Annotated in this window: 20 protein-coding genes; 6 read left to right on the top strand and 14 right to left on the bottom strand. The window is 36.3% G+C overall.

Going from position 1 to position 18906, the window contains the following annotated elements:
• Positions 1–108: 108 nt before the first annotated feature.
• The gene (locus BUB03_RS00515; RefSeq protein WP_073059495.1) at positions 109–1155 is read right to left on the bottom strand and encodes an HlyD family secretion protein; all 1047 of its coding nucleotides are present in this window, start codon (positions 1153–1155) and stop codon (positions 109–111) included.
• 5 nt (positions 1156–1160) lie between these two features.
• Entirely contained in the window at positions 1161–2498 is a 1338-nt protein-coding gene (locus BUB03_RS00510; protein ID WP_228417724.1) for a TolC family protein, read from the bottom strand.
• A gap of 35 nt (positions 2499–2533) precedes the next feature.
• On the opposite strand from BUB03_RS00510, the gene BUB03_RS00505 reads away from it, so the two are divergent.
• Complete coding sequence (locus BUB03_RS00505; RefSeq protein WP_228417721.1) at positions 2534–3439, top strand: helix-turn-helix domain-containing protein; 906 nt, start codon at positions 2534–2536, stop codon at positions 3437–3439.
• Between the two features lie 268 nt (positions 3440–3707).
• Here BUB03_RS00505 and rplI read toward each other — a convergent pair whose 3' ends face one another.
• From rplI to BUB03_RS00460, 9 genes are all read right to left on the bottom strand, one after another.
• On the bottom strand, positions 3708–4214 hold the full coding sequence (gene rplI, locus BUB03_RS00500; RefSeq protein ID WP_040994798.1) for a 50S ribosomal protein L9: 507 nt from the start codon (positions 4212–4214) through the stop codon (positions 3708–3710).
• 156 nt (positions 4215–4370) lie between these two features.
• Positions 4371–4673, bottom strand: a complete 303-nt coding sequence (gene rpsR / locus BUB03_RS00495) for a 30S ribosomal protein S18 (protein ID WP_034706728.1) — start codon at positions 4671–4673, stop codon at positions 4371–4373.
• Between the two features lie 31 nt (positions 4674–4704).
• Complete coding sequence (gene rpsF, locus BUB03_RS00490; protein WP_034706729.1) at positions 4705–5046, bottom strand: 30S ribosomal protein S6; 342 nt, start codon at positions 5044–5046, stop codon at positions 4705–4707.
• Positions 5047–5226: 180 nt separating this feature from the next.
• A complete protein-coding gene (locus BUB03_RS00485) occupies positions 5227–6579 on the bottom strand; it encodes a chloride channel protein (RefSeq protein ID WP_073059490.1) in 1353 nt (450 codons plus the stop codon).
• A gap of 214 nt (positions 6580–6793) precedes the next feature.
• Positions 6794–8050, bottom strand: a complete 1257-nt coding sequence (locus tag BUB03_RS00480; protein WP_139258722.1) for a serine hydrolase domain-containing protein — start codon at positions 8048–8050, stop codon at positions 6794–6796.
• Positions 8004–8216, bottom strand: coding sequence for a serine hydrolase (locus BUB03_RS21615; RefSeq protein ID WP_139258720.1), 213 nt, complete (start codon positions 8214–8216; stop codon positions 8004–8006). The genes BUB03_RS00480 and BUB03_RS21615 overlap by 47 nt, the downstream gene beginning before the upstream one ends.
• A 207-nt stretch (positions 8217–8423) precedes the next feature.
• Positions 8424–8774, bottom strand: coding sequence for a hypothetical protein (locus BUB03_RS00475; RefSeq protein WP_073059489.1), 351 nt, complete (start codon positions 8772–8774; stop codon positions 8424–8426).
• A 384-nt stretch (positions 8775–9158) separates the two neighbouring features.
• Positions 9159–10475, bottom strand: a complete 1317-nt coding sequence (locus tag BUB03_RS00465; protein ID WP_040994809.1) for a dihydrolipoamide acetyltransferase family protein — start codon at positions 10473–10475, stop codon at positions 9159–9161.
• A 63-nt stretch (positions 10476–10538) separates the two neighbouring features.
• Entirely contained in the window at positions 10539–11366 is an 828-nt protein-coding gene (locus BUB03_RS00460) for an SAM hydrolase/SAM-dependent halogenase family protein (protein WP_040994811.1), read from the bottom strand.
• A 137-nt stretch (positions 11367–11503) separates the two neighbouring features.
• Between BUB03_RS00460 and BUB03_RS00455 the strand changes: the two genes are divergently transcribed.
• The 5 genes from BUB03_RS00455 (at position 11504) to BUB03_RS00435 (ending at position 15704) form a co-directional block, all read left to right on the top strand.
• The gene (locus BUB03_RS00455; protein WP_073059485.1) at positions 11504–12460 is read left to right on the top strand and encodes a PhoH family protein; all 957 of its coding nucleotides are present in this window, start codon (positions 11504–11506) and stop codon (positions 12458–12460) included.
• A 131-nt stretch (positions 12461–12591) separates the two neighbouring features.
• Positions 12592–13257 carry a porin family protein gene (locus tag BUB03_RS00450; RefSeq protein ID WP_040994814.1) on the top strand — a complete coding sequence of 222 codons (666 nt, stop codon included), beginning with the start codon at positions 12592–12594 and terminating at the stop codon, positions 13255–13257.
• A 140-nt stretch (positions 13258–13397) separates the two neighbouring features.
• Positions 13398–13895, top strand: coding sequence for a hypothetical protein (locus BUB03_RS00445; RefSeq protein ID WP_040994816.1), 498 nt, complete (start codon positions 13398–13400; stop codon positions 13893–13895).
• A 408-nt stretch (positions 13896–14303) separates the two neighbouring features.
• Positions 14304–14966, top strand: coding sequence for an outer membrane beta-barrel protein (locus BUB03_RS00440; RefSeq protein WP_073059484.1), 663 nt, complete (start codon positions 14304–14306; stop codon positions 14964–14966).
• 84 nt (positions 14967–15050) lie between these two features.
• Positions 15051–15704, top strand: a complete 654-nt coding sequence (locus BUB03_RS00435; RefSeq protein ID WP_073059482.1) for a porin family protein — start codon at positions 15051–15053, stop codon at positions 15702–15704.
• A 61-nt stretch (positions 15705–15765) separates the two neighbouring features.
• Here the strand turns inward: BUB03_RS00435 and ffh are convergent, their stop codons facing one another.
• From ffh to BUB03_RS00420, 3 genes are all read right to left on the bottom strand, one after another.
• On the bottom strand, positions 15766–17127 hold the full coding sequence (gene ffh / locus BUB03_RS00430) for a signal recognition particle protein (RefSeq protein WP_040994822.1): 1362 nt from the start codon (positions 17125–17127) through the stop codon (positions 15766–15768).
• An 85-nt stretch (positions 17128–17212) separates the two neighbouring features.
• Positions 17213–18469 carry a radical SAM protein gene (locus BUB03_RS00425; protein ID WP_073059480.1) on the bottom strand — a complete coding sequence of 419 codons (1257 nt, stop codon included), beginning with the start codon at positions 18467–18469 and terminating at the stop codon, positions 17213–17215.
• A 41-nt stretch (positions 18470–18510) separates the two neighbouring features.
• Entirely contained in the window at positions 18511–18714 is a 204-nt protein-coding gene (locus BUB03_RS00420; protein WP_040994823.1) for a hypothetical protein, read from the bottom strand.
• Positions 18715–18906 lie beyond the last annotated feature (192 nt).

The following is an 18906-nucleotide window of genomic DNA, read 5'->3' as shown; positions in this document are numbered from 1 at the left end:
GGATCAAGATTAAAGAGTAGTAAAGAAAAGAGTTGAGAGTGCAAGTTTTCATAAACATTATCCAGCGAGATCATCCTCAAACTCTAGCACTCTCAAACTCTATTATTTTCAAATCTTTTTCGCGCTTACCAGAACATTCATTCCGGATAGCAGTTTTTCATTGTTTTGATTAGTATCCAGAATGATTTTTACCGGAAACCTCTGCTCAATTTTAACAAAGTTTCCTGTGGCATTGTCAGGCTTAACCAAAGAAAACTGTGAGCCCGATGCCGGCGATACTGAAACCACCTTTCCTTTGAATTCGATATCCGGATAAGCATCTGCAGTGATGGTTACTTCCTTTCGGGTATCAATCTGTCCAAGCTGGGTCTCTTTGTAATTGGCAATGATCCACTTTTCCTTGCTTACGATCTGTACCAGGGCCTGGCCTTCTTTGATCAGTTGTCCTTCCTGAATGGTTTTTTTACCCACCCACCCGTCGTATGGGGCTGTAATGACTGTATAGGAAAGAAAAAGTCTGGCATTGTTCAGGTTGGCAGAGCTCTGCTGGATCTGGCTTTTAACAGGAGCTACTTTACTGTGTTGTTCGCTTGCACCGGCTCTTACGGCATTTTTCTGCTGCTCCAAGGCTAAAAGATTAGCTTTTGCCTGCTCATAGGAAGCTTTTACATTTTCAAATTGCTGCTCGGTGGCAGCATCTTCTGCAACCAGATTTTTATACCGGTTAAAATCCTGCTCTGTTCTCCAGATATCAATTTTTGCGGAAGCTATTTTAGCGTCGATAATTTTGAAGTCGCTTTCTTTTGTATTGACACCACTTTCAATGGTTGTGATATTTTCAGCATTGGCATGGAGACCTGCTTCAGCCATTTTGACCTGATTGATAAATTCCCTGTTGTCGATCACAATCAAAGTATCACCTTTATGTACAAACTGATTTTCTTCAAAGCGGATGGTTTTAATAAATCCTGAAACCTTACTGGAGACCGGGGTAATGTACTGTTCAATCTGGGCATCATTGGTGGTAACATTTTTCCTTGAGAAAATATAAAAGCTTACCATTCCTGCAATTCCACTGATGATCAGGATCCAGGCCAGAAAGGTGATTATTTTGTTGATTCTTTTTTCTTTTTGTGTCAGTTGTTTCTTTGCCATAGTTTTTATAAGTTTCCAATCGTATATTGAAGTTGGTAGTATTTTAATTGTCGGTTGATTTTTACGGAAATAAGGTTGGATTCGGCCTCCAGATAGGCATTATCAGCATCGATAAGTTCTGTGATCAGACTCAGTTTATTGACATATTTTGTTTTTACGATACGGTAGTTTTCTTTGGCCTGGCCGATGGCTTCTTCAGCAATCTTTACTTTCTGATCCGTTTCTTCAAACTTTTTGTATGCTTCATAGACGCTGTGTCTTATTTTTTCGTCGTTTTCCTCGATCTGCAATCTCGCCAGATCAATATTTTCCCTGGCTTCCTGCATCCTGTACTTATTTTTATACAGGTTTCCGATAGGATAGGTAAGGTTTACCCCCAGCATCCCCAGGCGGTAAGCATAAGGTTCAGGTGGAAAGAACATCATATTGGGGTATTTGATGAAATATTCTCCGCCTGCTGTAATTTTAGGTAAATAATTCGCTTTTATAATTTTCTGGTCCAATTCTTTCAGCGAAAGATTTTTATGGGATATTTCTACAGATTCATTCTTATTTAAGGCTGTTTCTGTAAGCTCTTCAATATAAGGAATCGTGGCTTTGTCGGAAATAAGGTTTTCTGTATCCACATGCATTTCCTGGTTTTCCGGAAGAGAAAGAATGGTTTTAAGCTTATGTTCTGCGATCTGGATGTCATTATCAAGTTCTGTCCAGCTCATCGTGTGGTTGGAAAGCTGTAAAGACGTTCTCAGTACTTCATTTACCGTTACAACTCCATTGGCTTTTAAACTTTTTACCTGTTTGATATTGATGGAATCCTCTTTCATTTTATCATTGATAAGGCTCTGCTGCTCTTTTAAATGATGAATCTGAAGAAAGGCGGTAATGATCTCCATTTTAAGCTGTCTTTCGTCCAGGTGGGTTCTTAATGCCGAGATTTCAGTGTCTATAGATGCTTTTTTTTCTGTGTTCCTGATTTTTCCACCCATGTACACCGGAATGGATGCGGAAAGTGTAAAATCATACATCCCGTTGATGATATCATATTTGGTGGCTTTATTAAAAAAACCGTTCTGATGCTGAAAAAGATTGGTTACCTGGTTATAACTGGTATGGAATTCTATATCCGGAAGTCTTTCCATGGCAAGGTCTTTTTCTCTTGTGGCAGACATTTCCTTTTTCAGATGGCTTATCTGTATGTTCTTGTTGTTTTTCAAACCGGTCTCAATAGCCTGTTGAAGGCTGAGATGCTGATAATCGATCATTTGTGAATGTAAAAAACTGCCAGCCAGCAGCAAGCACAACGTCATGCACTGATATCGGCATGCGTTAAATATCATATTCATAATTTAATTAAAGGATTTTTGCTAGATTGATTTTGATGCAGCAAAGTTACGGAGTCCGCTATAAGACCCGATTTGTGAAAACAGAAAAAGATTTGCTCATTTACGCCAATTCAAAATTTTCTTTATATCTTTATGTAATGAATGACAGCCATTTTAAAGCAGTAGAAGAAGAGGATGCGGAATTTTATATCTACAATGTACTTACAGGGGATGTAACTACGGATATTCATCATCACAGTTCCGCCCAATTGGTTTATGCAGAGGGCGGAATCGTTCATGTTTTTACAGATCTCAAACACTGGTATCTTCCCGCAAGATGTTTTATGTGGATCCCTGCAGGAACCCCGCACTATATTTTTTCAACAAGTCCCAAAGTTGATCTTTACAATTTCTATTTTAAAAAAGAAGAAAACGAAAATGGCTTTTTTGATGAAATTAATATTTATTCAGTGAGCCATTTGCTTAGAGAAATGATTTTATATACAAAAGGCTGGGATGGGAAAATCACAAAAAATGACGGGGCAAAATATTATTTCCTCAAAGCTTTAAAAGGAATTCTTCCTGAGAAAAGAGATAAGAAACTGGCTTTTCCGGTGCAGCATCCGTTTCCCAAAGACGAAACCCTGCTGAAGATTGCAAAATATATTCACGCCAACCTGGAAAAGCCTCTTACCATTGAATCTACGGCAAAAGAATTCGGAATGAGTACAAGAACCCTTTCGCGGAAGTTTAAAGAGATTCTCGGGATGAATTACGTCCGTTTTCTGCGTGCATTGAGGATTACCCGTTCTCTGGAGCTCATGCTGGAGGGAAAGTACAATATGTACGAAATATCTATGATGGTGGGATACAACAGCCTGTCCTCATTCAGTAATATCTTTAAGAAGGTTATTGGAGTACCGCCAACGGAGTATCAGCAGAAACTGAGAGGGGATAGATAAGCTGCTTGGAGAGTTGGAAAGTAGGAGAGTTTTTGGGTTCGGGATTCGTGATTCGTGATTCGTGATTCGAGTTACGTGATATATTGCAAGGTAACGATTTCTTAGGTAATTATATAGAATTTATATCATTACCAGATTCCCCTTCCCTGAAGGGGTGGATTTTGCAGAGTAAAAAGAAGGGGTAGTTAAAAGTATCCGCAAATTAAGCACAAAAAAACCACTTCGAACGAAGTGGTTTTATATTTAGAGAAAACTCTCAGTTAGCTTATTAAGCTTCTTCTTCAGATTTTACTTCCTCTTTTTTAGCAGCTGGAGCAGCTACTACAGGAGCATCAGATACAATGTCGAATTCATAGTTGTACTCAACATTTCTGTGAAGTCTGATAAGAGCTGAGAATTTACCAGTTCTCTTGATTGTGTTACCAGGAATTTTGATGTATTTTTTCTCTACAGAAACACCAGCTTTTCCTAAAGCTTCAGCAAGATCAGCATTGTTGATAGATCCGAATAATTTATCACCAGAACCTACTTTTGCAGGGATAGTAATAGATGTTTTCTTCAATTGCTCAACTACACCGTTAGCTGTAGCGATTAATTTAGCTTCTTCTTCTTTTCTAGCCTCTAAAGTAGCTTCTAAAGCTGCTTTGTTTTTAGGAGTAGCTAAAAGTGCAAATCCTTGAGGGATTAGGAAGTTTCTTGCATAACCAGGTTTTACGCTTACTGTATCAAACTCAAGTCCTAAGTTTTCTACGTCTTTTTTTAGGATGATATCCATTGTTGTTGTCCTTTTTTTAGATGTTAGAAGTTAGATATTAGAAGTTAGCCTTAAGCCTTTGTTCTGACATCTGAAATCTAAAATCAAGTTAGAATTAATTATTTTATTCAGCAACAAAAGAAGAGGTTGCCCTCTTCTCTTATTTATTTTTTTGTCTTATTTCAATAAGTCAGCTACGTAAGGTAGTAAAGAAAGGTGTCTTGCTCTTTTGATAGCAGCAGAAACTTTTCTTTGGTATTTTAAAGAAGTTCCAGTGTATCTTCTTGGTAAGATTTTACCTTGCTCGTTTACGAACTGTAATAAGAAATCAGCATCTTTGTAATCAACGTGCTTAATTCCGTATTTTTTGAATCTACAATATTTCTTTTCAGATTTTGTATTGATATCAAGTGGAGTAAGGAATTTTACTTCAGATTCTCCTCCAGCTGAGGCTTGTTTAGCCATTTCGTCTATTGCCATGTCTTGTCTTTTTTAAAAATAGGGTTAATAATTAAGCTCTAGCTGCTTTGATTTTAGTTCTTCTAGTTACAGCATACTCAACAGCGTGCTTGTCAAGTTTTGTAGTCAGGTAACGGATTACTCTTTCGTCACGTTTGAATGCCAATTCTAAATCAGCAACTACAGTACCTTCACCTTTAAACTCGATTAAAGTGTAGAATCCGTTCTTTTTTAATTGGATCGGATAAGCTAGTTTTTTTAATCCCCAGTTTTCTTTGGCAACGATTTCACAGTTCTTTTCTTTTAAAAGATCTTCAAATTTTTTCACTGCTTCCTCTACCTGAGCATCAGATAGAACGGGAGTTAAAATGAAAACAGTTTCGTAATTGTTCATAATGTTAAATGAATTTGTTAATTATTTCGAGGTGCAAAATTAGAAAATATATTTCTAATATGCAATACCGGGAGTTAAATAGTTTCGGGTTTCGTAATGCGGGTTTTAATTTAAAGTTCCGTATTCAAAGTTAAAAAAACAGCAACTGAAACCCCGAATCCTGTATCCCGGACCACGGAACTAATTTTTACCTCTGATCTCTGTAAGGAAATTCACTTTAATCACATCATATAAGGAATGTCTGCTTACCAGAATAGAAACAAGGGAAGAGACCATACCGGCCAGCATCAGGTGAAAGATAAGGGAATGCCTGTCAGTCATTTCAAGTACGATAATGGCGGATGTAAACGGAGCTCTTGTGATTCCGGTAAGGAAAGCGACCATTCCTCCGAGGATGACAACGTTCGTTTCGTTAGGAGTTAAATGAATCGCTCCTGAGATCACAGAACCGATGCTGGCCCCAGCTGTAAGGGCAGGGGCAAAGATTCCACCTGCGCCACCTGATGTAAAAGAAAGAGCGGGACCAAGCATCCTTAAAACCGGGACATACCATTCTTCATGTTTATCCTGGGTAAAAAGAACTCTTTCCATAATTTCTTTTCCTGAGCCCAGAATTTCACGGTTGATAAAATAGGCTATAGAGGCAATGAACAAAGCACAAAGTACGAGGAAAAGGACATTGGCTCTGTCGGTTTTAAGTTTTCTTTTTTTCCAGTCATTCATTTTGAGCATCATTACGGAAAGCTGGCTGGCCAGAATTCCGGCTGTTCCTGCTACAAGGATAATGGGGAACATGACCATCAGTGAAACATCATTCGTTTTGGGATATCCTAAGTATAAATAAGATCCTGCTAAAGTCTGTGCGGTTAAACCTGCAATGATCACAGCAGTAAATAAAGCTGTTTTAAAATAATTGATATGCGTTTTGGAAAGTTCTTCCACTGCAAATACAATTCCTCCCAAAGGAGTATTAAATGCTGCCGCAAGTCCCGCTGCCGCACCTGTCATGATCATATTTTTTTTAGAAATCTTCGGCCACCAGTGCGGAAGATATTCATTCACTTTTCTGAAAACCGATCCGGCGATCTGGATGGTAGGTCCTTCTCGTCCCACAGCTCCGCCACCGATAACCAGAACTACGGATGAAATGATTTTAAAAACAATAATCTTTAAGCTAAGAAGACTTCTGATCTTGGTATGCTCCTTTGGATTGGCCAGTTCTACTGCCGCCATCACCTGCGGAATACCGCTGCCTTTAGCATTCGGGGCAAACTCCTTTACCAACCACCAGGAAAGAACAAAACCTATCGGAGCAATGATGAAAATCATCCAGGCGTGCCAGTTCATGATGAAATTCAACAGGTGTTCTCCCCATGCGAATATCTTGGCATACATTACAGCAAAAAATCCTGTGATGACAGAGCCTATCCAGAAAGGAATAGCCTGTAGCAGATTATTTTTCAGCTGTTCGTTGCGGATGTTATCGAAAGACTTTTTAAGGCCTTTTTGGATGAGGAAGAGGATTTTCAGCATTTTGTATTTTTGTGGTGTGAATTTACAGCTAAATAATCAATGATATAATTAGTCTTTCAATTTAGACAAATTGCTTTAAAAACTTATCTTAAATTCAAATTCCAATCTTTTAAACAGTTTCGTTTTAAAGATAAAATTATTACTCAAATTTTCAAATAAAAAAATCCCAACTTTCGCGGGATTGATTTTATTGAACGATTTGATTTAAATCTATTTAATTTTTTGTTGTTAAATTCTGTATTTTATTAATCATATTTGAAGCATTAGTGTTTTCAGGATTTAACTCTAAAGATTTTTTATAACTTTCCAGAGCCAGGGTATAATTTTTAATTGAAAAATAACCTTCACCCAAGCTATCAAAAGCATTCGCTGACTGAGGTTTTTCTTTAACATTTAATGCAAAAACCTTTATAGCTTCGTTAGCCCTTGAATTTCTGAGTAGAATATATCCGATATTATTTAATGTACCTTCAAAATCCCATTTTGGGTCTTTTGCTTTGATCTTGTAGTAATTTTTTTCAGCATCAGGATTATCCGGTTTAGCGAATTCAGCAATAATGGATTCTTCTGCCAGCAGATAATTATCGGTTAAATTTTTGTCCATAATAGCTGCAAGATGATTAATCATGTGATATTGTGCAGGGAAAAAATTATATCCGTTTGACATCATGATGATTGCCATATTATTTTGTGGAAAAATCCTGTAAGCGCTGACATTTCCACCAGAAAAACCATAAGACGGAATATTATTCGTTTTATTGATTTCCCAGCCATAGGCAAAAACATCTTTTTTGTTTCCATACTCAAATGGCTGCCACATCATATCTTTCGTTCCTTGACTTAAAAAATCATTTTTACTCAAATGACTGCACCATTTTAAGAAAGCAGGTAGGGTAATGGCCAATCCATTTCCCGGGTATGCCTTTTTTCCTTCGACATCTGTAGACTTTTCATATTTTTCTGTTTCCGGATTGTAATTATACTTTATAATACGATTGGGAATTTTTTCAAGAGCATTTGAAGAAAAAACCACCTGGTTTTTAGCATCATAAAATTGACTGTTCAAAATGAAATCCCCGAAAGATTGTCCGGTGATTTTCTCAATAATCATCGAAAGGAGCATATAATTCGTTTGATTATATCTGAATTCATTTCCTGTTTTAAAATCCATCTTTTCTTTGCTCAAACGTTCAATAGTCTTAGAACCGGAATATTCAGGTAAAATATCATTAAAAGCAATAAAATCCGGCATTCCTGAAGAATGGGTCAGGAGGTTCTTTACCTTAATATTTTGCCAGTCTTCCGGAAGGTTTTCAACATATTTTGAAACATTGTCTTCTAAAGATAATTTTCCCTGTTCGATCAGCTGGAAAATGCCGACATTGGTCATTAATTTTGAAGTAGAATAGATCCTGAACATTGAATCAGGGCCTACCTTTTTCTGAGTTTTCTGCACCGTAATATTGCTCAAAAATTACTTTATTATCCTTTATAATGCCAATAGCTAAGCCAGGAATTTGATTTGTTTTAATAGCTTCTTTTGCATAATGATCAATTAATTTGAACGGATTGGTTTGTTGTGAAAAAGCGAAGGCAGAAATATTTAAAGTTAAAGCAGTCAGAAGAATTTGTTTCATATTTTGGAATTGGTGTTTGTTATAAAACAGTTAATGAGATATTCAATTACATAGTTAGTTCGTATTTATTATAAAATGTTACAGATTTTTGGAGTGATCAAAGAAATTTCAACGTCAGTTTTAATTTATTATTGAGAGAATCTCCCATATTCGTCACTAAAATAAAAAGCTTCCCTTCGGAAGCTTTTATATTCATTTTGATATTGATTAAAACTGTGGGTTGAACACCGTAATATATCCTATACAATAAAGAACCAGCATAGCAGCAGTAAATATCAAATTGGTATTCCTGAGAGTGTATTTTCTGTTGATATGCAAAATGATTGATTCGATAAGAATACAGACAAGCCATAAAGCATGAAACCCAAACATAAATATCAGGTAACCTAAAACATCCCAACCGCTGGCATTAAATATTACTATGGTAAAACCAATGGTTCCGGCTATTAATATTCCAAGACGGATGAGAACATGCTTTATAATATCCGGTTTCTTTTTTGAAGCCAATGTTTTTTCATCTTCTTTGATCTCGAAAAGTTCTCTTAATTCCTGATCCATTATCGCTGTTTTTGATAAAGCTTAATAAAGAAAGGCAAGATGCCGACATAGCCCAGAAGGCTTATTACAGCACAAATACGGTATACGTACATGATCTCATTAATGTTGAAAAATCCTATGATCAATTCGATAAAATAAGTGGCGATGATAATGCATAATGAAATAATTGCAAGTAAAGTTACTTCTTTCATACTTTGAGATGGGGTTGTGGTGTTTTATTTAAAATTATTTTGTTTTACGGTTAGTTTTCGTATTTGACTCAAATGTACAGATAATCTTTTAATAGAAAAAACCTTCGAAAATATCGAAGGTTTTGTATTGTAAGATGTTTTGATAGGTTTCACATGATTTTGAAATAATGGGTCACTTATCAGTCATCCTATATTAAATTTCTGTATTCAGATCCCAGTTCTGAAGATAATCATGAACATGTTTCAGCATCATTCCACCTAAAGATCCGTCTACCACTCTGTGGTCATAAGAGTGAGACATAAACATCAGCTGACGGATAGCAATTACATCCCCGTCTTTGGTTTCAAGAACAGCAGGCTTCTTTACAATAGCACCGATAGCTAAAATTGCCACCTGAGGCTGAGGAATAATAGGCGTACCCATCAGGTTTCCAAAGCTGCCTACGTTAGAAATCGTATAAGTAGCTCCCTGAGTATCTTCAGGTCTTAATTTCTTGTTTCTTGCTCTGTAAGCCAAGTCGTTGATTGCTTTTGCCAAACCTGAAAGTGAAAGCTGGTCTGCATTCTTGATGACTGGAACGATAAGGTTTCCATCCGGTAAAGCAGTCGCCATACCGATATTGATATTTTTCTTTTTGATGATATTGTCACCATTGACAGAAACATTGATCATTGGGAAATCCTGGATAGCTTTCACTACAGCTTTCACGAAAATCGGCATGAAAGTCAGTTTTTCTCCTTCACGTTTCTCAAAAATATCTTTATGCTTATTTCTCCATTTTACAACATTGGTAACGTCTGTTTCAATGAAAGAAGTAACATGGGGAGCAATCTGTTTTGCTTTTACCATGTTTTCAGCAATGATTTTTCTCATTCTGTCCATTGGAATGATCTCATCACCAGCTGCTACAGGAACTGTGGAAACCGGAGCTGAAGCTACAGCCTGTGGTGCTGCCGGAGTTGCAGTTTGTACAGGTGCTGCCTGCTGAGCCGGTTGATTTCCTCTGTTGGAAACGTATCCTAATATATCTTCTTTTGTAATTCTTCCTTCTAAACCACTTCCTTTAATCGTTTTAAGCTCAGATTCGGAAATGTTTTCCTGCTGTGCAATTGATTTTACAAGCGGCGACAGGTAAAGGTCACCTGAAAATTCTACATTGGAGTGAGTAGCCTGTAACGGCGCTTCAATGGTCTTTAAAGTTTCTGTATCAGGAGTAGCTGCCGGAGCTTCTGTTGTTACTTCTTCTGAAGCTGTATTTCCGCCTTCTCCTTCAATTTCTAAAATAGCAATGGCTTCACCAACTTTAGCAACTTCGTCCTTCTGTTTAAGTATTTTTACAATTTTCCCCGAAACTGGTGTCGGAACGTCTGAATCTACCTTATCTGTTGCAATTTCTACTACGGAATCATCCTCTTTTACATTATCACCTTCATTGAATAACCAAGTGATAATTGTCGCTTCCATAACACCTTCTCCCATGGAAGGAAGCAATAATTTGTATTCTGCCATTTTTAATTTTTAGATTTTGACAAATATATAAAAAAAATCGGTTTTTTTATGGAATATATAATTTTAGACAAATTCAACGTAGATATTCTCGCCTACATTGAGTCCAAACAGGCTTTTTGCCCCGTTTTTTTTACTTCCTTTATAGATGGTAAGCTCCAAAAGCTGACTGTCATTGAAGATTGCTGCGGACTGTCCGTGAAATTCCGTTTCTCTTTCCCAGTCCGAAACCACTTCTGTATGGCTGGAATATACCCTCGAAAGAGTTAAATTTCTGAATTTTATGGTAAAACCTTCATTTCCTTTACCACTGCTTTCGAAAAAGTCTTTGCTGATATTTGATATTATATTTCCGAAATTATCAATATACGTTACTTCTCCAATGATCATTTTTTCAGACTCATTGAATACGGGTTTCGGGAACAGAAGTTGTTTGGAGGTGTCTATTTTCCTTCCGATCACTTCCGGAAGTCCGCCATTGGCCAGATGTACTGCCGCAGGAACAAAAACATCAGTAGAAGTGAAGTTGATCACATCATCAAAGCGGTTGTTTAAGGTAATTTCATATATGGCTTCCGGCTTTATATCAAAAAAGATAAGGCTTAGAAGTCCGTTGTCTGCTGCCAAAAAATAAGATCCGTCTGCCTTATACAGGATATTTTTCCTTGATCTGTTATAAAAACTGTCTACAGAAAGGATATGAATAGTTCCTTTTGGAAAATATTTGTAGGCGTTCCGTACTATATATGAGGTTTGTATAAGATTGAAAGCCTGGATATCATGGGTAATATCAATAATATTAACCTTAGGATTTAGAGACAGGATTTTGCCTTTCACAGCTGCAACTCTGTAATCTAAATTTCCGAAATCCGAAGTAAGGGTAATAATCGACATGGATTGTGATAGAATAAATAGTGTTTCCTGCAAAGTTATTTAAAATATAAAGAAAGCCACAAAAGATTGTAGAAAAGAATTGATATAAATTTGAAAAAAAGCTTTAATTTTAAAATCTAATAAAAATAAAATACTGCATGTTTGAATTAACATATGATTTGGAGGACATCGATGTAAAGACCTTCTATGGCGTTAATAACCAATATTTCAACTTATTAAAATCAAGCTTTCCCACGCTTAAGATCACAGGAAGAGATCATTTTATCTTTGCAATGGGCAATCAGGAAGCTTTGGATATATTAAAACAAAAACTGGATAACCTTGTAAAATTTATCTCTGAAAATAATTCTATCGCTTTAAAAGACGTTGAAAATGTCCTGAATATTAAGGATGAGAATGAGAAACAATTGATTTTTGATCAGGATATCATTGTAAAAGGCGTTAATGGTAAGATCATTAAAGCGAAAACTACCAATCTTAAAAAACTGGTTAAAGAGACCGAGAAAAAAGATATGGTTTTTGCCATCGGGCCAGCCGGAACCGGGAAAACCTATACCAGTGTGGCATTGGCAGCAAGAGCTTTAAGAGATAAGCAGGTAAAAAGAATTATCCTGACCAGGCCCGCTGTAGAAGCAGGGGAGAGCCTTGGATTCCTTCCGGGAGATCTGAAAGAAAAGCTGGATCCGTATTTACAGCCTCTATATGACGCATTAAGAGATATGATTCCTCATGAGAAGCTGGAAGGGTTTATGGAGAAAAAAGTAATTGAAGTAGCTCCGCTGGCTTTTATGAGAGGACGTACGCTGGATGATGCCTTTGTAATTCTGGATGAAGCCCAGAACACGACCCATGCCCAAATGAAGATGTTTCTGACAAGGATGGGGATGAATGCCAAGTTTATCATCACCGGAGACCCAACTCAGATCGATTTGCCGCCGAAACAACAATCCGGATTAAAGGAAGCTATGAGAATTCTAAGAGACGTTAAAGAAATTGGTTTTGTACATCTTACAGAAGAAGATGTTGTAAGACATCCTGTGGTGAAAAAGATCATTCTGGCCTACAATGAAGAAGATAAAAGACTGAAAGATTAGATTCAGGCTATCTGAACTTGTTTTAATTAAATTTTTCCTGTTTATGATTAATTATTTGCACTAATTTTTAGCCACTATTTGGTGTTTTAAAAAAAAAGCTTAGTTTTGCCACCGAATACTAAAAAATAATCATGAAAAAATTTTTACTAATTGCAGCAGCGGCTGTGGTTGGCGCTAATCTGAGCGCTCAAGAAACAAGATTTGGAGCTAAAGCTGGTTACTCACTTTCAACTTTAAAGTTTAAAGACAACGGAGATTCTGAAAACACAGATCCTTCACACACTTTCTATGTAGGTGCTTTGGTAGAGCATAAACTAAGTGATAAATTTGCTCTTCAGGGTGAAGTTTTATATTCGCCACTGGGAGGTAAAATCACTGAAAGAGTAGAAGATCAAGATGAAGCAGGTACGTTTTTTAACATTAAGAACAAGACCACTTTCGGAACTATTTTGATTCCTGTTTCTGCTAAATACTTTATTACTGAAGGTTTATCAGTTTCTGCGGGAGCAAATTTCGGACTGATCATTTCTGCCAAAACAAAAACTGTGGCAGACCTTGGATTAGGTATGATCCCTGGATTTGAAATTTCTGCAGATGATGAGAGAGACATTAAAGATCAAACCAATACTCTGAATATTGCTCCTTTCTTAGGGGCAGAGTATGCATTGGAAAACGGTTTGTTTTTTGACGCCAGATACAACATGGGAGTTTCTAACTTAGCTAAAGATTCCGGAGACGGAAAATTAACTAACAGCTTCTTCCAGGTAGGTGTTGGTTTCAAATTCGGAGGAAACTAATTTTTAAAAGACTTTTTAAGAATATGAAGCGGGCCAATCTTGACCCGCTTTTTTTGTTTCTGAATAGAGGTTGCTGTTAATTTTATGTTAATAATAAAAATAATTAGTAATTTTGTGGCATCAATCAAACTATTTAAAAAATGAAAAAGTTATTTTTACTAGGTGCTTTTGCGCTGCTGGGCGGTGCTGCACAGGCGCAGGAAGGTTTTAAACTGGGTGGTCATATCGGTGTTCCGGTAGGTGATGCCAGCGATGCCTCTTCATTTACATTAGGAGTAGATGCTGCTTATATGTGGAATATTACAAAAGGTCTAGATCTTGGGGTGGCAACAGGATATTCTCATTTCTTTGGAAAAGATCATTTCGATGATTTCGGATTTATTCCTGTGGCGGTTTCCGGAAAATATAAGTTTTCAGGAGCGCCTATCTTTGTAGGATTAGACCTTGGATATGGAATTTCTGTAAAAGATGGGGTAGACGGTGGTTTCTATGCACAGCCTAAGTTTGGTTACCAGATGGCTACAGGTGAGCTTTATTTAGGGTATCAGACGATCAGCAACAAACGTGATTACGGTTGGTATACAGCAAACTGGAACGTAGGTGCTATTAATCTTGGATACAATTTCTTTATCAAATAAGAAAAAGTAGAAAATAATTAAGAACTCCGGCTGTTAACAGCCGGAGTTTTTTATAATTATAACTTTATAAAGAGAAAAAACATTTTTGAGTATAAATTTTTGCTTAATATTAATACTAATATGTTAAATATTAACACATTATCGTCTGATTATCCCTGATGCCTATTGAAAAAATACATAATTTGAAGAAAATTGTGAAATAAAATAAACTAAGTATATTTCGCTCTTATTGAGAAATTGTAATTTTTTTATTCATAATATTGTGAAAAAGTCAAAGGATTATATTTATTACATTTTATTGCCGGAAAAAACCAATATCTATCGATGATATTAATCACATTAACAAATTTTAATATTAGCGGGACCCAGTGTAACTTTGCCCTCAGAAAGTATTAAAATTTTTTAAAAATGAAAAAATTATTATTAGCGGGTGCTGTTGCACTTTTTGGTTTATCTAATGCACAGATTGCAAAAGGAACTGCATATATTTCAGGGCAAGTTGGTTATTCTCAGGAAGAAAACAACAACAATGATACTAAAGTAGAAAGCTTCAGAATCGTTCCAACTGCTGGTTACTTTGTAGGTACTAACCTTGCTGTAGGTTTAGGAGTAGGTTATGCAAGTGATAAAGTTACTAAAACTACAACTGGATCAGTTGGAGGAGGTAGCTTTGTTTCTGAAACTAAAGGTACTCAATCTGCATTTGTTGTTGCTCCTTTCGTAAGAAAATATTGGACTTTAGCTGATAAATTATATATCTTCGGTCAATTGGAAGTTCCAATGGAATTCGGACAATTTAAAGACGAAGCTACAACAACAACTACATTAGGATCAACTACGAACACTACTTCTACTTCTGACAAAGCTAACTACACTTCAATCGGTGTTAACGTTAAGCCAGGTTTAGATTATTTCTTAAACAAAAACTGGAGCATTGAAGCTACTATCGGTGAATTTGGATACAACACTTCTAAATTAGATGTTGATGGTGCTAAGAGCGTAAATAACTACAAGTTCGGATTGAACTTATCTTCCGTAACTTTCGGAGTTAAATATGTATTTGCTAAGTAATAGTAACAAAGCATTTGTAAACATAGAAGCCCTAATTATTTAGGGCTTTTTTTATCTTTGAAAACATTTTTTAAATAAATAACCATGAAAAAAATCTTATTGGCATCGGCACTTGCTTTTTGTGCAGGAATGAATGCGCAGACAAAATTTGGCGTAAAAGCAGGGTATGCCTTATCAAAACTAAACTCTAATGACGATCTTGATGCCTTTGAAGGCGTAAGCGGAGGTTTGAAATCTAAATCAGGCTTTTATGTAGGCGCTTTGGTAGAACATCAATTCAATAATAAATTTGCTGTACAGGGAGAAGTTCAGTATGCAAATCTGGGCGGAAAAGTTGAAGTTTCAACAATGGGAATTACGGTTACAGAAAAATTCAATTTCAACAGAATTGTGATTCCTGTAACGGCAAGATATTATGCTACCCCTGAGCTTGGAGTATACGCAGGACCTTTCGTAAGCTTTAGAACAAGCACGAAAGTAAATATTGACGTATCAGGAGGAATGGCCAATCAACAGGCGATTAATGAAGGTGAACAGTTCCTTGAAAAGAATTTTGATGATAATCTTAAGTCTTCAGAATTCGGTTTGGTTTTAGGGGCTGATTACAACATATATAAAGGTTTATTTGTAGATGCCCGTTACAGCTTCGGACTGACCAATATGATCAAGCATCCTGTAAACGACGAAAAACTGAAAATGAATTTCTTCCAGATCGGATTAGGATACAAATTCAAATAAAATAAAAAAACTCTCAGAAATTTCTGAGAGTTTTTTTTATAGTGTTTTGTTATAAACTTTGTTATTTTCCAAACATTCCGCCCATTCCAGGCATGTTCGGCATTTTGCTCATCATCTGCATCATCTGTTTTCCCTGAGGTCCCTGCATCATCTTCATCATTTTACCCATCTGCTCGAACTGCTTCATCAGCTGATTCACATCTTCGATCTTTCTTCCTGCTCCTTTTGCAATCCTCTGCTTTCTCTGGGTATTGATGATAGAAGGTCTTCTTCTTTCGTCAGGTGTCATAGAGTAGATAATAGCTTCAATGTGCTTGAAAGCATCATCACTGATCTCGACGTCTTTAATGGCCTTTCCGACCCCCGGAATCATTCCCATAAGGTCTTTCATATTACCCATCTTTTTGATCTGGTTGATCTGCTTCAGGAAATCATCAAAACCGAATTCGTTTTTAGCAATTTTTTTGTGAAGTTTTTTAGCTTCTTCTTCATCAAACTGCTCCTGGGCTCTTTCTACTAAGGAAACTACGTCTCCCATTCCTAAGATTCTGTCTGCCATCCTTTCCGGGTAGAAAAGATCCAAGGCTTCCATCTTCTCACCGGTAGAGATAAATTTGATCGGTTTTTCAACAACAGAACGGATCGTTAAAGCAGCACCCCCTCTTGTATCACCATCTAATTTAGTTAGGACAACACCGTCAAAGTTTAGGGCATCGTTGAATGCTTTTGCTGTATTTACAGCATCCTGACCTGTCATGGAATCTACCACGAATAAGGTTTCATGAGGCTTGATGAAATAATGTACAGACTTGATCTCATTCATCATCTGCTCATCAATTGCAAGACGTCCCGCTGTATCGACGATTACTACATCATGACCATTTGCTTTTGCGAAATTAATAGCATTTTCAGCAATAGTGGAAGGGTTGGTAGAACCTTCTTCTGTAAATACGGGAACCCCAATCTGGCCACCCAGAACTTTAAGCTGGTCAATTGCTGCAGGACGGTAAACGTCACAGGCAACCAATAAAGGCTTTTTGGTTCTTTTTGTTTTTAGATAATTGGCAAGTTTTCCGGAGAAAGTCGTCTTACCCGAACCCTGAAGACCGGCAATAAGGATTACGGTAGGTTTTCCTGAAAGATTGATTCCTTCCTGAGAACCTCCCATAAGATCTACCAATTCGTCATGAACGATTTTGGTCATCAGCTGTCCCGGAGTAAGGGAAGTAAGAACGTTCTGTCCTAAAGCTTTGTCCTGAACTCTTTTTGTAAGATCTTTTGCGACTTTATAGTTAACGTCAGCATCTACCAGCGCTCTACGGATTTCCTTTACGGTTTCCGCTACGTTGATCTCTGTGATTTTTCCGCGTCCGGAAATATTATGTAGAGCCTTGTCTAATTTATCCTGTAAACTATTAAACATATTTATTGTAAATTATAGGTTTGCAAAAATAAGGAATTTAATTTTAAAATTCTTATTTATACATCATATAATATATGTTTATGAATTAAGCTTTAGCGTAAAAGTAGCTTAAAAGTTCATCTTCGTAAACGGCATTGTCTTTAATGATATTCTGATTCCTGATTTCCTGGATTTTTGAGGGTATTAACCTTTCTATTTCTGCTTCTTCTATCAGCTGCTCAGGCAACCTGTCTATTATTTTATTTTGGATATGCGAAATCAGTTTTTCCAGATCGGAACAATAGATTGATGGATTATCGAATCCGTTTTTGGTAGAATATCTGTTCGCTAAATCACCACCACCGCATGTTTCGTTAATAGGACATGATCTGCATTTTTTGCACAGATGCTTATGACTGTAATGATAAAGTTTTGCGAGTGGAGTATCTAAAGCCTGATTGATTGAAAATGAACTTACATTTGCACCTGTTTTTGTAAATCCGTTTCCGCATGACTTCAAGCCATCCACGGCTTCCATGGAACCATCGGTTTCGATAACAAGGACCTCATTGTTTTTATTACCCAGATAATCTGCCATAATATCATTACCAAGTATCGAAGCTGTGATATCTTTAAATAGCCTGATTGAGGGTCTTGTTTCTTCATCTTCATTATACCAGGTGTCAAAAATTTTGATCAGCCAATCTGCATAATGAGTATTTTCAGTGTTTTCAGTTTTGCCTAACGGAGGGTTATCGTATGTTCCATATGGAAATAAGAAATCTCCACCGTTTAAATTCAAATCTTTTATATGATTATAGGCCTTAATAGGATCCGAGTCAATGTTCATTACAGATAATAACCCTAAGCGGTCTTTATATGAATTATTTTTAAGTAAAACATTTATACCTTTAATAACATCATCATAAGAGCCTTTTCCGTTATGATAGAACCTGTGTTTATCATTTACCTCCTTGGGACCATCAAGACTTACTCCGATGTGTACGCGCAGTTTTTCAAGAGAATTGGCAATTTCTTCGTTAATTAAAATTCCGTTCGTTTGAAGGCCATATTGAAAATTTACTTTTCCTTCTGATAATTTTCTTCCGGTATTTACAAAATCTTCAATGTATTTCTGACCTGCCAATAATGGTTCTCCTCCATGAAGAATAATGCCGAAATTTTTAATTTTATGTTCTTCGCAGTGCTCAATTATTCTATTGTAAATGTTTTCAATTGTTTCCTTGCTCATTACTTTAGGTTGATTTTTATAGGTTTTATCACCTAAATTGTACATATAGCAATAAGAACAATTTAAATTACATCTGCTGGCAATTTTTAATACAACAATTTTAATTTCCATTTCTTTTAATTTAAAAGGCCTGTTAAAAACAGGCCTTGATTTTACCAATTAATGCCATTTCTCCAGGCATTGCTCCAGCCAAGGTTTGACCAATTATTTGACCATTCTTCAAGAGGTTGCTCAAGCTCACCCTCACCTCCTTTGATCGTTTTGCTCATTTCTCTTTTTAAAAACTTGTCTTGCAACAAATCAGAATGCTTTGCCATTTTTTTTGCATCTGATTTCAAATTGAACTTAAATTTCATACTGTTAATTTTTTAAATGATAATTCCATTCTTTATATCAAGGAATTTTTTTGATAGCTATTTAATTTTGTCCAAATAGCAGACTCTATAATATTACCTAGGTTTATAGTAAAAGTTAATTAATGCTTCGAAAAGATCTGTACTTATAATTTTAATTGAATCTAGAAAAGAATCTCATATGATTTGTCTTTA

The sequence above is a fragment of the Chryseobacterium oranimense genome, from assembly GCF_900129755.1.
Classification (GTDB): domain Bacteria; phylum Bacteroidota; class Bacteroidia; order Flavobacteriales; family Weeksellaceae; genus Chryseobacterium; species Chryseobacterium oranimense.
The sequence above is the reverse complement of the archived record's forward strand: the minus strand, read 5'-3'. Positions and strand labels throughout refer to the sequence as shown.